At 54.0% G+C, this 13,447-nt stretch carries 13 protein-coding genes; 7 read left to right on the forward strand and 6 right to left on the reverse strand.

The genetic code is table 11. From position 1 onward, the window contains the following. Positions 1–91 precede the first annotated feature (91 nt). Complete coding sequence (locus RHM65_RS18850; RefSeq protein ID WP_322170502.1) at positions 92–1,312, forward strand: MFS transporter; 1,221 nt, start codon at positions 92–94, stop codon at positions 1,310–1,312. On the opposite strand, the gene RHM65_RS18855 is transcribed toward RHM65_RS18850, so the two are convergent. Continuing rightward, complete coding sequence (locus RHM65_RS18855) at positions 1,207–2,451, reverse strand: MFS transporter (RefSeq protein ID WP_322183900.1); 1,245 nt, start codon at positions 2,449–2,451, stop codon at positions 1,207–1,209. The two genes, RHM65_RS18850 and RHM65_RS18855, sit on opposite strands and share 106 nt — an antisense overlap. Before the next feature lie 139 nt (positions 2,452–2,590). Here RHM65_RS18855 and RHM65_RS18860 point away from each other — a divergent pair, with 139 nt between their 5' ends. Both RHM65_RS18860 and RHM65_RS18865 read left to right on the forward strand, forming a co-directional pair. Further along, on the forward strand, positions 2,591–3,994 hold the full coding sequence (locus RHM65_RS18860) for a PLP-dependent aminotransferase family protein (protein WP_322170498.1): 1,404 nt from the start codon (positions 2,591–2,593) through the stop codon (positions 3,992–3,994). Positions 3,995–4,091: 97 nt separating this feature from the next. Further along, positions 4,092–4,421, forward strand: a complete 330-nt coding sequence (locus RHM65_RS18865) for a hypothetical protein (RefSeq protein ID WP_322170495.1) — start codon at positions 4,092–4,094, stop codon at positions 4,419–4,421. A gap of 84 nt (positions 4,422–4,505) precedes the next feature. Here RHM65_RS18865 and RHM65_RS18870 read toward each other — a convergent pair whose 3' ends face one another. Next, positions 4,506–5,489, reverse strand: coding sequence for an aldo/keto reductase (locus tag RHM65_RS18870; RefSeq protein ID WP_322170492.1), 984 nt, complete (start codon positions 5,487–5,489; stop codon positions 4,506–4,508). A gap of 131 nt (positions 5,490–5,620) precedes the next feature. Between RHM65_RS18870 and RHM65_RS18875 the strand changes: the two genes are divergently transcribed. Continuing rightward, positions 5,621–6,535: a LysR family transcriptional regulator gene (locus RHM65_RS18875; protein ID WP_322170489.1), complete on the forward strand. Its 915-nt coding sequence runs from the start codon at positions 5,621–5,623 to the stop codon at positions 6,533–6,535. A 247-nt stretch (positions 6,536–6,782) separates the two neighbouring features. Then, positions 6,783–6,995, forward strand: coding sequence for a hypothetical protein (locus RHM65_RS18880; protein WP_322170486.1), 213 nt, complete (start codon positions 6,783–6,785; stop codon positions 6,993–6,995). Between the two features lie 363 nt (positions 6,996–7,358). On the opposite strand, the gene RHM65_RS18885 is transcribed toward RHM65_RS18880, so the two are convergent. The 3 genes from RHM65_RS18885 to RHM65_RS18890 form a co-directional block, all read right to left on the reverse strand. After that, positions 7,359–8,702, reverse strand: coding sequence for an OprD family outer membrane porin (locus RHM65_RS18885; RefSeq protein ID WP_322170484.1), 1,344 nt, complete (start codon positions 8,700–8,702; stop codon positions 7,359–7,361). Positions 8,703–8,844: 142 nt separating this feature from the next. Further along, entirely contained in the window at positions 8,845–8,928 is an 84-nt protein-coding gene (locus tag RHM65_RS25465) for a DUF2790 domain-containing protein (protein WP_369124915.1), read from the reverse strand. Continuing rightward, positions 8,919–9,116 carry a DUF2790 domain-containing protein gene (locus RHM65_RS18890; RefSeq protein WP_322170481.1) on the reverse strand — a complete coding sequence of 66 codons (198 nt, stop codon included), beginning with the start codon at positions 9,114–9,116 and terminating at the stop codon, positions 8,919–8,921. The genes RHM65_RS25465 and RHM65_RS18890 overlap by 10 nt, the downstream gene beginning before the upstream one ends. 750 nt (positions 9,117–9,866) lie before the next feature. Here RHM65_RS18890 and RHM65_RS18895 point away from each other — a divergent pair. Beyond that, positions 9,867–10,496 (forward strand): dTMP kinase, encoded by a 630-nt coding sequence (locus RHM65_RS18895; RefSeq protein ID WP_322170478.1) that lies wholly within the window; start codon positions 9,867–9,869, stop codon positions 10,494–10,496. A 302-nt stretch (positions 10,497–10,798) separates the two neighbouring features. On the opposite strand, the gene RHM65_RS18900 is transcribed toward RHM65_RS18895, so the two are convergent. Continuing rightward, positions 10,799–11,863, reverse strand: a complete 1,065-nt coding sequence (locus RHM65_RS18900) for a diguanylate cyclase (RefSeq protein WP_322170475.1) — start codon at positions 11,861–11,863, stop codon at positions 10,799–10,801. A gap of 1,008 nt (positions 11,864–12,871) precedes the next feature. Between RHM65_RS18900 and RHM65_RS18905 the strand changes: the two genes are divergently transcribed. Next, positions 12,872–13,336 carry a DUF393 domain-containing protein gene (locus tag RHM65_RS18905; RefSeq protein WP_322170472.1) on the forward strand — a complete coding sequence of 155 codons (465 nt, stop codon included), beginning with the start codon at positions 12,872–12,874 and terminating at the stop codon, positions 13,334–13,336. The last annotated feature ends 111 nt before the right edge of the window (positions 13,337–13,447 follow it).

The raw sequence follows: 13,447 nt of genomic DNA on the forward strand, positions 1-13,447 counted from the left end.
CGTAATGGAATCCATTGCATAAAAAACATGAATTTTATTTATTTAAACCAACGCTGTAGCGTGTGCCGTTCTCCTTCCCTGGATGGTCGGCATGACAACGGTTTCGAATTCCACCCAGCAGCACTGGCAACGTAATTTGGCAGTGTGTGTTTTCGGCTCTTTCACCACGATCATTGCGATGACCTTGTTGCTGCCTTTCTTACCGCTATACGTTGAGCACCTGGGCGTCAGCGACCCCGGCGCCATCGTGCAATGGTCGGGGGTGGCGTTTGGCGCGACCTTTCTTAGCGCCGCGTTTACGGCACCGTTGTGGGGACGGCTAGGCGACCGTTACGGGCGCAAGTTGATGCTGATTCGGGCCAGCCTCGGAATGGCGGTGGCCATGTCGTTGATTGGCTTGGCAGAGAATGTCTGGCAATTGGTTCTGCTGCGGTTATTGGCAGGGTTGTTGGGCGGCTATGCCTCAGGCGCGACGATTCTGGTGGCTACGCAAACCCCCAAAGCGCGTTCGGGATGGGCGTTGGGCATGCTGTCTTCGGGAATCATGGCCGGCAGTCTGGTGGGGCCGCTGATGGGGGGGTTATTACCGCCATTGATTGGCATCCGTAACACCTTTTTCCTCGCCGGCGCGGTGATATTCGTAACGTTTCTGGCGACGGTATTTTTCCTCAAAGAAGCGCCCCGCGTGCCGCGCAAGGTCACTAAAAAGGGTGAACCGCCCCTTCGTGTCTGGGATCAGATTGACGATAAACGACCGGTAAAAATCATGTTTGTAGTGGCCTGCCTGGTCATGTTCGCAACCATGTCCATCGAGCCGATCATCACTGTTTACTTGCAAGAATTGCACACAGAAAGCCTGACAATGATGGCGGGGATCGTCATGTCGGCGGCAGCATTGGGCAGCATTATTTCCGCTTCGCGCTTGGGAAAGGTTGCCGACACGGTGGGCCACTGGCGGGTGGTCACGGTCTGTCTGTCGGTGGCGGCAGTGCTGTTGATTCCCCAAGCCTTTGTCACCAATGAATGGCAACTGGTGGTATTGCGCTTCCTGATGGGGTTGGCATTGGGCGGATTATTGCCTTGTATTGCGGCCATCATCCGCCACTCGGTGCCCGAGAACATCGCCGGGAGGATGCTCGGGTATTCCACGTCCAGCCAATATGTCGGCCAAGTGCTTGGGCCTTTGACCGGAGGATATTTAGGTGGTCATTTCGGTATGCGGATGGTGTTCATCGGCACCTTTGTCTTAATGGCGGCCTGCGCGTTAGCGATGGTTGTGCTGCGTCCGGTGCCCCAGCCCTTGGCGACATAGCCTTCTTTTCGAACGATGACAATCACCACTGTGATCACGCCCAGCAACAGAAACAACCCGAACACCCACAGTGCAGCGTGAGCGCCGAAGTGGTCGGCCAGAAGGCCGGTAACAATGACCGGAATGCTGAATCCCATATACGCCAACAGAAAGAACCCGGCATTGACGCGGGGTGTTTCCGAGCCCGCCATCGCCGTGACGGCCGATAGCCCGCCTAAATAAATAAACCCGTAACACGCACTGCTGGCACCCACTGCGCCTATTAATACGGCAGCGAGACAACCGCTGATCGCACCCCACGCCAGCAGTGCATAGCTCAGGGACAAGATCAACAGTCCCAACCCCGTGGCTTTGGCCGGTTGCATCCGTCGAACCCAAGGCTGAAACACCACGCCACTGCTGATCACCAAGAACGTACAGACGCCAGACCAACGTTCAATACCATGGGCTGCAAGCACCGACGGCACGATGGCGATGACTACTCCCGAGGCAGCCCACGCCAACAAAATTGAAAAACTGTAGGGGAGGCTGCCGGCGGGAAATCTAGGCAAGCGTATCAGCGGCGTGTTTTTGACTTTCACTTTAGAGTCCGGCAGCTTCACCACTACAACAATCGCCACGCACGCTAACGCCAATTGCACCCAAAAGCTGCCGGGTGTAACGCTGTCGTGGGAAAGCAGAAACAGGCTGGTCAGCACCGCGCCGAGTCCAAAGCCTAAGGACGTACTGGCGGTGACCCAATGGGCGGGGGCGCGAGCATCACCCGTCGACATCAATTCGGTCATGTAGGCCGTGCCGGTGACCGAGGCAAGCCCCGTGCCGATGCCCAACAGCAGCCGCGCCGCGCCCAGTGCTAGCAAATTTGGCCAGAGCAGCATGATGAGCGTCGCCATGATGGATAAACACAGCGCTGTCAGAATCAACGGTTTGCGTCCTACCCGGTCAGCCAGTCCGCCGAGGGCGAGTAACACCGGCAACACGCCCAGTACATAACCGGAAAACGCCAGCGCAGTAGCGCCCGCGCCATAGCCAGACAATTGCGCATAGGTCGTATACAACGGGGCCTGCAAGTTTACCGCGAGGGTGATCAGGCAAAGAACGAACGCTAATCCCCATGAATTCCGATGCTGTGCGTTCAAAGATGCTGCTCCGTAAATAGGCGTTTTAGTTCCTTCACTAAACTCCCGGACTATCTATCCCGGGGGCGATGTAAACAAGGAACAGACGGGTACCTTTTATGCTTAACTGTTCGCTCAAAATCTGAGAACAGTGCCCGTCGTGGACTTGAACATTGATCGAAACGCTGCATCGCCGGTGACTCAGCAGCTGGTGACTAATGTTACGCAGTGGATAAAGCGACGTCGTATCCGGCCTGGCGCCCGATTGCCCTCCATCCGTCAATTGGCGCAGGAAAACGGCTTGAGCCTGTCGAGCGTGATCAAAGCCTACGATCAATTAGTGGCCGTCGGTGTGCTGGAGTCCCGCCATGGATCGGGCTTCTTCGTGGCCGAGACGCGGTCCCAGTCCGTGGAGACCCACCGAGAACACGACAACGGCGCTTGGGAGCTGTTCGGCAGTGAGTCCACAGCGCTCAAACTGGGTTGTGGCTGGTTGCCTGAATCGTGGCGAGAGGGTACCGATTTGGGGCTGGCAATCCGCCAGGTGGTGCGCAGCGACAGCCACTCGTTATTCAACTACAGCTCCCCACTGGGCTCTGCTCATTTGCGGCAGCACATTCAGAAACGTCTGAGCTTGATTGACCTTCACGTCGAACCGCATCAGATCATCACCACTCAAGGTGCCAGTCATGGCCTGGATCTGTTGGTGCGGACGTTGTTAAAACCGGGTGACCTGGTGTTGGTGGAAAGCCCCGGTTATTACAATCTGTTCAACCTGTTGAAGTTGCACGGGATCAAAACCCTGGCCGTACCCAGAACTCAGCACGGGCCTGATATCGCCAGTCTTGAAGCGATCCTCAGCCAACACAGCCCGTCTTATTTCTTCATCAACAGCATGTACCAGAACCCAACCGGCACCAGCCTAGCGCCGAGCGTCGCCTACCGGTTACTGCAATTGGCCACCCAACATGACTTTCGAATCATCGAAGACGATATCTACGCCGACTTTCAGAACGGTACAACCTCTCGGTTAGCCAACCTGGACGCCTTGGATCGGGTGATCTACCTCGCCAGCTTTTCCAAGACCCTGACCAGCTCATTGCGAGTCGGCTATGTGGTTGCCCAACCGGAAATCATCAATCGGTTAGCTGAAGTCAAAATGATCACTGGTTTAGGCTGCCCGTTGTTCGCCGAAAACGTGGTTGCCACCTTGCTGGCCAATGGGTCGTATCGCAAGCTGATCCAGCGCTTGCGCCAACGCCTGAACAAGCAGATGGCGAACACGCTTCGGCAACTTGACGACGCTCATTGGGAGGTTTTTTCCGAGCCCACCGAAGGTATGTTCGTGTGGGCACGGCCGCGGCATTTAAGCGCCCAGCAGGTCAATCAAATCGCCGAGGAACTGCATGTGCAACTGTCGCCGGGGTCGGCATTCATGCCAGAGGGTCAGACCTGTGACTGGCTACGGCTGAACGTGGCATATGCGCAGGACATTCGTGCGCAGACCTTCTTTCAGCGCATAGAGCAGAAGTCGAAAGCGGCGCTGATAAGGCTCACGTCATAACAGTGAGCTGAATTGTCAAAAACGTCAGGTTGCTGGCCCTTTGAACTCTATCTTCTTGTCAAAATCGCTGACTTTTCAGGTGGTTAGAGAGGGTCATGTGCGGATTTTAGTATCTACGTTCCTAGGGATTATTTTGGTCAGCGTTGCGCTTGGTGCTCAGGCTAAGCAGTTGAGTAAAAGTGATCGGTTTGTGTGCAGTTGGGGTGCCGGGATTGCGGGCTCTGCCCAAGCATCAAAGCTCTCTGGCGTCAGTCGTTATGGCGCACGCCGGAAGTTACAGTATCAAAAGTTCAAGCAGAGTTGGATGCGAATGATGGCAATAGGAATCACCGAGCAGACCTACAACAGCGCCTCGCGGTTAAAGCCCGCTGGGGTCAAGCAAACCTATAACGAGGAATGCTTGAAGCACGAGTTGGCCCGTAGGTGATATTGAAAAGCGGCCACGATAACCGTATGGAAAAAGACGAACCGCCTAAGCCCGTATCGGCGGGAGTAGGCGGTCCAAGGGAACTCAACGGTCGACGCGTTGCTGCAAGTGAGCCGGGTAGCGATCACCCGCCACTGTAATCCGCGCCAATGCCGACTCAATGGTGGCCACGTCAGCATCGCTTAATGCGACGGTCGCAGCACCGACGTTTTCTTCCAGACGATGCAGTTTGGTGGTGCCTGGAATTGGCACAATCCAAGGCTTTTGAGCCAGCAACCAGGCAAGGGCAATTTGTGCACGGGTGGCGCCTTTGCCTTCGGCTATTCGCCCCAAGGCTTCGACCAATTGCGCGTTGGCCCTGCGGTTTTCTTCGTTGAAACGCGGGACCGTATTGCGGAAGTCGTCTTTTGCGAATGTGGTGTTGGCGTCAATGGCCCCGGTCAGGAACCCTCTGCCCAAGGGGCTGAACGGTACAAAACCGATGCCCAGTTCCTGCAGGACGGGGAAAATGTCTTTTTCCGGCTCCCGCCACCACATTGAATATTCGCTTTGCAACGCGGTGACCGGCTGCACCGCATGGGCACGACGGATTGATTGCACGCCGGCTTCTGACAGGCCGAAGTGTTTGACCTTTCCTTGCTCGATCAATTGCTTCACCGCCCCCGCGACGTCCTCCATGGGAACACTCGGATCGACCCGGTGTTGGTACAGCAGGTCGATGCGGTCCGTTTTCAGGCGCTTGAGCGAGGCCTCGACCACCGCTCGAATGGTGTCAGGATGACTGTCGAGGCCTTGTGCAACTTCGGCATTTTTGAAGCCAAATTTTGTAGCAATCACGACCTCATCGCGAAACGGTGCTAATGCCTCGCCGAGCAATGCTTCATTAACGAATGGGCCGTAAACCTCGGCAGTGTCGAAGAACGTGACGCCTGCGTCGAAAGCGCTACGGATAAGCGATATGGCAGATGACTTCTCCATTGCCGGGCCGTAAGCGAAACTCAAGCCCATGCACCCCAAGCCTATTGCTGATACCTCAAGGCCGCTGCTGCCTACTGTGCGCTTTTGCATAATCAGTCTCCTATTGAAATGTCTGTAGATGGCTAGTCGTTGGCTCTTACAGCCGGTCTGCTACCTTATATTGCTGTAATCTCCTCAACAATCCGTCTTCCGGTACATAGGTTATTGAGGAAAAATCACAAATGATTCGTGCCGGGCTACCTGAACTTACGGCATTCATTGCCATTGCCGAACACCGTAGTTTCAGCGGTGCCGCCCGCGTCCTTGGGGTTTCGCCGTCAGCGCTCAGCCATTCAATGCGCGGCCTCGAAGCCCGACTGGAGATGCGCCTGTTCAACCGCACGACGAGATCAGTGGCGCTTACGGAGGCGGGGGAGCAACTATTCAATGGCGTTCGGCCGTTACTTGGCGATCTGGAAAACGTCGTCAACGAGGTGACTTCCGCACGCAATACGCCCTCGGGTTCGATCCGTATCAGCGCCTCAGAATCAGCGATCAGGCCGCTTATCCGCCACGTTATTCCAGCGTTTTTGGCAACGTACCCGCAGATTCACGTTGAGTTCGTGGTAGACAGCAAATTGCTGGACATCGTTGCCGACGGCTTCGATGCCGGCATTCGAGCGTTCGACGACGTTCCGCGTGACATGATCGCCGTACGCTTTGGCCCCGATATTCGTTTTGCGGCAGTCGCGTCTCCTGAATACCTTGAGCGTCATCCCGCACCGAACGAGCCGCACGAACTCAAACAACACCGCTGTATACGCTTTCGATTTGCCAGCGGCGCTCTGTTTCGATGGGATCTTGAACACGCTGGAACCAGCACCAGCGTTGATGTCGAAGGCCCGATGACAATGGATAACATCAACCTGATGATTGAGGCCTCACTGGCTGGGATTGGCGTTGGCTGGGTGCCCGAAGACCAGGTAGCCGAGCATCTGGCGGCTGGCCGATTGGTTCATTTACTGACACAGTGGAGCCCAAGCTACCCAGGCCTGAGTCTTTATTACCCGGCCAATCGTCACCCACCGATGGCATTGCGGTTGTTCGTTCAAGCGCTGCGCGAATGGTCGAACGAATCACCCGGTGTTCGAACGTGACTCAAACACGTCCTTTAGTACCGGAACTGCCGACATCGCTTTAGGCCATCCGACATAGAACGCCACGTGGGTACGACTTCGGCGGCCTGCTATCCCGATAGATGGCACCTTCTAACGTTTAGCGATGGTCTGATCATTGCAAACGGGTCCGCTCAAGCGTTCTTGATAACTGAAAATTGGCGCTAAAACCTATACCCACATCTTCGCATCGACGTGTTCCGAGAGGAGCATTAGTCAGGAGTTAATCTTGAGCACACTCGCGGAAATGGCAGCCAACTTCTTGAAGTTTGAACTGCGGGCTGAAACATCTCTTTTGAATACAGCCAAGCAAGATTTAAAGGCAGGGCAGGAGCGAATAGCTTTTTTGAACGTCGCCGAAGGCCATGACCCTGAGCCACACTTGGTTCCGAATGATTTAATAGAACGAGTTGGGGGACAGGGTTTGATGCCAAGAACTTGACCATCAAGTTTGATCAGTCCCTGCCTATCGCCAATAGGCAGGTCATTCGCGGCACCCAATCCGAATGTCAGGATGCAAGAACTTCCAATGCACGTAATACATTCTTTTGATGCTCTGGCATTTCACTGGCTTGCGAGGCAGCGGGCCAAAGGGAACGTACTTTTTGCATTACCGCTTTCAGGTTGTAGAAAAACGGTCGCCAAGGGATATCGCTTTTTTTGAGCGCGTGAATTCTATATTTAATAGGTCCATGGATTTGCTGGGGGGCGGAAATACAGGAGACGCGAGACCGGCCGCCCCCACAGATGAACGCATTCTTCTATGGGAGCAGGTTTGCCTGGGAATGGTTGACGCGGTGTCAGATCAGAAGAAGTTGTAGGTGTAATTGAAGAACAACCGGGTCTGATCCAGATCAGCAGAACCCGTGTTACCTGCATGGTAGGTGCCGTGGCGCAGGGTAGTGCCGAAGCCTTTCAATGGGCCGGTTTGCACAACATAGTCGACGCGAGTGTCGATTTCCGATTCGTGCTGATCGGCCCCATGGCCATCGGCCGCTCTGATATCTGCGCCCCGCAGGTAGCTGACAGACGCCTTCAGGCCGGCAATACCCAGACCGGCAAAGTTATAGCTGTACTGGCCGAAGTTGGTGGCCTCACCCGCTCGGGCGAAGCTTCCGACCGTAGCGTCGTTGAACAGGTAGAAACTATAGCCGCCTTGGCCTTCGTTCTTACCGTATTGGTTAGTTTCGCTGGCATCGTTGTTCCAGACGAAACCACCGTCGTCAGAGACTTGGGTTCGGCCAAGCATCAGCGATTGGTTACCCAAGGAGTAGGTGAACATCGTGCTCCAGGTGGTGTTGTCTACCTTACCGGCGTTCTTCGCGTAGCCACCGTTGTTGTTGAACGCGTAGCCAGACTCGCCGTTGCGTCCGTCCGAGGTGCTCTTGAAGTAGCGCAGATCGGTCTTGAACGAAGAGTCGTCGGTGATCGGCAGCACATGCACCAGTCCCAAGAAATTCTGAGAGTAGAAGTTCTCCATGTTGGCGTAGTAGTACTGCAGGGTTAGGTCTTTATTGACCTTCCAGTCTCCACCGGCAAATAAGAATTTATTGCTGTCTTGCGTGGCGCCGGACACCGACAAGCCGGTGCTGTTGGTTGAAGCGCGGCCTTTGACCCCTTCAATTTGGCCCCCGGTCAGCGTCAGGTTATCGATGTCCTTGGAGGTGATCATGCCGCCCTCGAAGGTCTGCAGTTGCAGGCGCCCATCGTTGGCCAACAAGATCGGCAGGGCTGGGGTCAGCGTGTTGCCATAGCGAAATTCGGTCTTGGAGAAGCGCGCCTTGGCCGTAGCACCCGCACTGGCCCAAGTGGATTCAGCCGAACCGTCGCTTTTGCTCGGAGTGAAGGTATTGACCGCCGGGTGCATGCCTTTGCCGCCGTCCAGGTGCAGACCCAGCATACCTTGGACGTCCAAGCCAAAACCGACAGGGCCCTCGGTAAACCCAGAGATATAGTCAAGTTTGAACCCCTGCGCCCATTCTTTTTGATCTGCACCACCGGAGTGGTTATCAGAGTTGAAAAAGAAGTTACGCATGCCCAGCGATAACTTACTGTCCTCGATAAAGTCTGCGCGCGCCGTGGCCGTTAATCCAAGACCCACGGTTAAACTCGTCAGCGCCAACGCGGCTGACAATGATTTGCTGTGCATAGTTGCCCCAAAGTGTATTTATTATGAATTGTTAACAAGCTTGACGCGCCAGTCTTATCTGTCTTTAAGTTATGGACTGGCGCGGTGTTTTTTTCATCAGATGGCCAAGCGGTGTAACTCAGTAAGTATCAGGTTCAACAAATCAACCGTGGTCGCAACCGGTGCCCATCACCAGGTACTGCATAACGTGCCGTACCCCGGCCGAGTCTTCGTAGGTCAGTTGCACGGTTTCTGCACCGCAGGAGTGCCGGGCTCGGTGTGCGAGATGACCTTGGCGATGTCCGGGTGGCTGTCATAGGTATAAATGTCTACCGGCGCGGTCTGATCGCTCTTGGCAGTCGCAGCATCCTCCGCCATCGCAGAAATGCTTAAGCCGGCAAGTGCAAGTGTGATCAGCGCGTTTCTTATACTCATCTCTAACTCCGATATAACTAAAAGCGATCGCGTTATATGATCTATTTTTCCGTCGGGCGCTGTCGAAGATTCTCTTGGAATTGGAGTTTGGTGAATAGTTACAGCAGCCTCTGCGAGGGCTCGGATCTTAAGGAAGTGGTGGAACGGTGAGTAGGCAGGTTTGCGACAAACACTGTTTCCTGAATGAGGGGTAATGGATTGGTTTGAAGGGGGGTGGTGCGGGGCTAATCGGGTCAGGGAGTGGTGTCGGCCAGCTACCTTGCAAAATACCAAGCCGATCAGGCATTGAAGTCAGCGAGGCCAGCGCACGTCCACTACCCCGGCAAAGAGTCGCACTTGATGAGCGGCTGGTACGGTACGTCACCTACCTGGCGACTTGGAAAGTGATCGACGGAAACATCGACTCTACGAGTGTTTGCCTCAATTGTAAGGGAGGGTCCATTGGCGGCCGCGAACGCTGAAAAAGCGCCAAGCAGTGGTTCAAAGATCAATGCCGACAAGCAGGGCGGGGAGCCGGTGAGGGCGGTGAAACTACGAGGGGACGATACTGTTCGGCCGCGTCGAGCTTCAGTCCTATGGGCTGAGCGGACCGACCATAACCCTGGATTTCGAGCCCCGTTAGCCAAATCAGGTTAGAGTGTCCGTCAATGTCTGTTCATAAGGGCCATCCACTCGACTCGCGTGGTTGCGCCAAGTGGTTCCCGCGAACCAACAGGGCAAAAAAACCGTATACCAATCGATATGTGAAGAATGAATCGTCCGCTGTTTGTTTCTCTAGATGGACCTAAGGGAGTCGGCAAAACCACTCTGTTGGAGGCCGTCACTAAAGAGCTGAGGGCAGACAATAAAAAAGTGATCCGGCTTTGCGAGAAAAAAAGTGACCCCTATAGGGGTGAAACAATGGCCCTCGTTAACGGACTGGTGAGAAATCCCACCAGGAATTTGGAGCTGAGGGTTTGTGAGCGCTTTGCGGATAGCCGTAGTTGGATTTCCCAGCACGTGCTAGCTAAACAGCCACAAGGCAGCATCATCTTGATCGATCGCTGGTACCCGTCTGAAGCCGCGTTTCGCCGGATAGTGCCGTTTGCAGAGATCCTACAGTTGAACATTGATCGAAACGTGCGGGTGCCAGACCTGCATGTCGGGGTAGTCACCGCGCCTGATATTTCATGGGCGAGGGCAGCGGCACGACGGCGTGGTCTGAGCAGTACTGTGATCCATAAACTTGAAGATCATGTCGCTTGTACCACGGCGTTCGAGCGAGCGATTGCAGATCATGGCTGGGTTCTATGCCGGAATGAAGGAACGATTGAAGACGCGACGATGCAGGTGATTTCTGAGATTTATAGAGCCCTTCGATGTGCGGTAGCCGAACAATGACTTGCCATGAACGCGAAGTACATGGCCCTTGATGAAAATACCTGGAAGTACAGATACAAAAACATACCAGAGTTCTAGCACTGAGTAATATCAACTGGTTGCATAGGGAGCGTGTCCTCCATCCTAGGAGATTTGAAAACTTTACAGTCGTAATCTGCTGCGTATGTTTTTTTGAAGTCTGTGAAGTGTAAGAAATATTCAAACCAGGAAGCGGGCACCTTGTCAGGTCGAGCACTTCGTTGCTGTGGAGAACGCAACAGTACCTTGACGTAGCACAGTTCCTTTTCAACCTAGGTATTATGTTATTTCAAAGCTCCTGCAGCTGTATTATAAAAGGCAACTTGGTTGCGTCCACGCGTTTTTGCTTCGTACAACGCAATGTCCGCCTGTTTGAACCATTCATGTAGTAACATTGGGTTGTCGAACGCCGTTAGACCGATGCTTAATGTCGCAACGGTTGTCTGCTTTTGACCGAATACAGAGTCGGCGACCTTTATCCTCACCCTGTCAAGAACTTGAAAGGCTGTTACTCGATCGGTATCAGGTAGGAACACACAAAACTCATCTCCTCCAAACCGCGCGACTATATCAGTTGAGCGTAGGTTAGACCTGAGTGCGCAAGCCACATGCCTCAGGACTTCATCCCCAACAAAGTGGCCATACGTGTCGTTAATCTGCTTGAAATGATCCAGATCCAAGATTGCGAGACAGCCCTTCGAGACACCGTACACGCTGCGTTTATATTCGTTTGAGAGCAGCGCGTTCCAGTAGCGACGGTTGTAGAGACCCGTCAGGCTGTCGGTCTCACTCAACTCACGCAAAATCTCACGGTTGCGCCCTAGCCGAAGCGCAAGTTTGTATAGCGTCCAACCGATGACCAATGGCTGGATGATAATCATCGGTATCGACGAATAGACGACTAAAGGACTGCTATAAAGCGAAATACTTAAGCCAAATATTGCAACGAAAACGGCGATTCCAACTATTTTGGCCAGCCAGCCACGCAATACGAAAGCCATCCCGCCTGTAGCAACGTTGTTCATTGCCAGCATCGATAGCATTACCACGCTGGGAAGCAAGTTGAATCCTATGGCGGCGATCCAAAACGCGGACAAAGCTGAATCCAGTAGGACACTGCGCCGCTCTATATACGCGGGATGTTCAGCGAACAGTGCTAGTACAAAGGCTATCCACGGCCATACGAAGCAAAACGTAATGAGCAGTGCCCAGATTAAAGGTGGACGACCTTGCTCCCAAAAGACCCCGGCGACGCAGAAAAAACCAGCGGCCAGCCCTATAGCACGAGGCATCAATGCACGTTTGGCAAAAGCTTGGTTCCTGTTCCTTGCTCCGAATGAACTCGTCATCACTGTCCATAAATCCAAATTATCCAGCTACGGCCTCGCTCATGGGTCGGCCAAATCGAGCATAATTTCTATGCACGCTCGATAACTTAACAGACTCATTGGCTTGCATATCAAAATACCATCGTTGCGTGGGGGGTATTCTTTGAGGTGGTGTAACCCTCCAAACGGGCCTCAGCAGGTCACCTTGACGCTGGTAACTTGCCTGCACTTCGGCTCTCGCCCTAGGCGCTGGGGTCAGGAATGTCTGTTATCCAGACGGATGATGTACCAGTTAAAGCTGGCGCAGAATAGTCGATGAAAATTCGATACTGTTAAGAGTGTTTTTCGGATCAATGTCTTTAATGGCCTGCAGCAGTAGTTGCTCATGCGATGTCACGTGCGGGCTTGCGAAAAGCTGATCCAACGGTACAAAAGAATCGGTGAAGGCCTTTACCAGTTTGATGACTTCGCATTCTCGCAGACGTCTACCAAGGTGGAGTCGATAGAGCCCTCCCGCTGAATACCAACGGCGGTTATCCATTTAGGTAGCGACACGTTGGCGGCGATGCCAAGGCCGACGCGCGTGGCAGGGGAGACTGAATTTTCATAGGTAGAGCGTAAAGTCAGGAGATAGCTCCGGTAAGGGCTGGCTGGAGCGATATAAATGAGCCATCGCCCTGAGGGCAGGGCACATTCGGTGGTTGTGGCCGCGTAACTGATACTGACAGGCGAGGCAATAGGTGCACGCTATGGAGCCGTTTTGTTCTGCCCTTGCGAATGCTCGAACAAGCGCCTGAACCCTGTATTTCATGACACGCGTCGACGAGAAAACCCGCTGCTAGTCATTTTCAGAATGCTCGATGCACCGCTGCAATCATTTTCATTCCGGCGGTAAGCCCCATCGCAACCCCAGATGCGCCTGCCTCTGGGGCGGACATGACGGCTCCTATCACGGTAAAAGAATGGTGGCCATTGTAAGTCAGTTTTTTTCGGCATACCCTATGCAAAACCTATACAAAGTGCATTCATATGTATAACGCTGAGCAATGGCCACTGACGCTTTATTTTGATGGTGACTGCCCGCTTTGCGCTCGAGAAATCAAGATATTGAGCCGAAGCGCCACAGAGGCACGACTGCTGTTTTTTGACATCAGTCGCGATGACTTTGACGCCAAGGCACTGGGGTTCACGCTCGAGCAAATGCAGTCGTCACTTCATGCCAGCTTCGCCGATGGCCGCTGGGTTACCGGTCTAGACGCTACCCTATGGAGCTGGCGAGCAGCCGGTCTGGGTATGTGGGCCACTCCACTGACATGGCGCGCAATTCGGCCGCTACTTGCAGTCGGCTATAGCCTGTTCTGCCGCCTACGCCCCTATTTGGCATGGCTACCTCATCCTGATGGCAGCCGTCGCTGTCGCGACAACCGATGCACAGTGCCGGAGCCGAAAACCGCGGCAAGTAAGCAGTCAACATCGAAAACAAAGAAGACCTAGACAGCTTCACTCTGTCATTCGTCCGACGAAGAATCCGGGCCATAGGTGCTGCTCTACCGAAACCTGCGTTATCTGCTTCAAGCCAAGCGTTAAAGGCACGTCCCTAATGAT

The organism is Pseudomonas sp. CCI4.2 (genome assembly GCF_034350045.1).
In the GTDB taxonomy this organism is placed as follows: Bacteria; Pseudomonadota; Gammaproteobacteria; order Pseudomonadales; family Pseudomonadaceae; genus Aquipseudomonas.

Bases quoted from the DNA above. Each gene is read 5' to 3' on its own strand.
- RHM65_RS18905 (WP_322170472.1), top strand. From the start codon at position 12,872: ATGTATAACGCTGAGCAATGGCCACTGACGCTTTATTTTGATGGTGAC.
- RHM65_RS18900 (WP_322170475.1), bottom strand. From the start codon at position 11,863: ATGACGAGTTCATTCGGAGCAAGGAACAGGAACCAAGCTTTTGCCAAA.
- RHM65_RS18875 (WP_322170489.1), top strand. From the start codon at position 5,621: ATGATTCGTGCCGGGCTACCTGAACTTACGGCATTCATTGCCATTGCC.
- RHM65_RS18895 (WP_322170478.1), top strand. From the start codon at position 9,867: ATGAATCGTCCGCTGTTTGTTTCTCTAGATGGACCTAAGGGAGTCGGC.
- RHM65_RS18890 (WP_322170481.1), bottom strand. From the start codon at position 9,116: ATGAGTATAAGAAACGCGCTGATCACACTTGCACTTGCCGGCTTAAGC.
- RHM65_RS18850 (WP_322170502.1), top strand. From the start codon at position 92: ATGACAACGGTTTCGAATTCCACCCAGCAGCACTGGCAACGTAATTTG.
- RHM65_RS18885 (WP_322170484.1), bottom strand. From the start codon at position 8,702: ATGCACAGCAAATCATTGTCAGCCGCGTTGGCGCTGACGAGTTTAACC.
- RHM65_RS18870 (WP_322170492.1), bottom strand. From the start codon at position 5,489: ATGCAAAAGCGCACAGTAGGCAGCAGCGGCCTTGAGGTATCAGCAATA.